This window comes from Gammaproteobacteria bacterium (assembly GCA_035279405.1).
In the GTDB taxonomy this organism is placed as follows: domain Bacteria; phylum Pseudomonadota; class Gammaproteobacteria; order Natronospirales; family REEB76; genus REEB76.
This window is the reverse complement of sequence record DATEHU010000018.1, coordinates 1-1,364: the sequence shown is the minus strand read 5'-3', so window position 1 is coordinate 1,364 and position 1,364 is coordinate 1. Positions and strand designations below refer to the sequence as shown.

Here is a 1,364-nt window from a genome sequence, read left to right as displayed (position 1 = left end):
TGATATGTCCGGTTGAATTAGCAAGTGAAATGTCCGCTTTTCGGGCTGTGAAGGTAGGAGACCATGCTGGGCATGGACTCTTACACACAAGCCGCGGTGGAGCGGGCAATGAAGGTACAGGAAGTGATGTTGCAGGCGATGGGGAAGAAGATCACGTGGTGGCAAGCGGCGGAGATCCTGGGCATCAGCGACCGGCACATGCGGCGCTGGCGGGAACGCTACGAGGAGTTCGGATTCCGCGGGCTGTTCGATCGCCGGCGCGGGCGGCCTTCGCCGAAACGCGAGCCGGTGGCCAGCGTGGAGCGCGTGCTGGGGCTGTACCGGGATCGGTATTTCGATCTGAACGTGCGGCATTTTCACGAGAAGCTGCAGAGCGAACACCAGATTCGCCTGAGCTACAGCTGGGTGAAAGGGATTCTGCAAGGAGCAGGGCTGGTGGCACGAGGCCGCAAGCGGGGAGTGCACCGCCAGCGAAGAGCCCGGCGGCCCTTGCCGGGGATGCTGCTGCACATCGACGGCAGCCGGCACCGCTGGCTGGGAGACCAGCGCTGGCACGATCTGATCGTGATCCTGGACGACGCCACCAGCCAGATCTACTACGCGCAACTGGTGGAAGAGGAATCGACGCAGACGGTGATGGCGGCGCTGTGCGAGGTCATCGGGCGGCAGGGATTGTTCTGCGCATTGTACAGCGATCGCGGAAGCCATTTCTGGCTGACGCCGAAGGCCGGCGAGGCCGTGGATCGCCACCGTCTGACGCAGGTGGGCCGGGCGTTGCACGAACTGGGCGTGCGCATGATTCCCGCCTATTCTCCGCAAGCGCGGGGACGCAGCGAGCGTAATTTTGGTACCTGGCAAGGGCGATTGCCGCCAGAGTTGCGCTTGCGCGGCATCACCACGGTGGAAGCGGCGAACCGATTTCTGCGGGAGGAATACATCGCGGAATTCAACGCGCGCTTCCGAGTGCAACCGGCACAGGCCGGCAGCGCGTTCACGATCTGCCGGCGCCGCGATTGGGAGGAGGTATTTTCCTTGCAGTTCGAGCGCGCCGTGGGCCGGGACAACACGGTGAGCTTTCAAAATCTCTGGTTGCAGATTGAAGCGGTCCGTTGGCGCGGGACGCTGGCCGGCTGCACGGTGACCGTGCGGCAGCACTTGGATGGAACGCTCAGTCTGCGCTACGGGCCGCACTGCGTGGGGCGTTATACCGGGCAAGGCGTGCCGTTGCGGGAACGAGTCGGCGGGCGAAAAGCTGTGGAAAAGCCGCTACGTGGAAAACCAAAAACAGGTTTTCCCCTTCGCTTGGAAATCCCGCAAACCCGGCGGGATTCCCACTTTCCCACAGCTACGGCGACGGCGGGTCC

1 protein-coding gene is annotated in these 1,364 nt (G+C 63.3%); it reads left to right on the top strand.

The features are described from left to right. Positions 1-63: 63 nt before the first annotated feature. The coding region (locus VJR90_02490; protein HKV96341.1) for an ISNCY family transposase at positions 64-1,364 on the top strand (1,301 nt) is incomplete at its 3' end.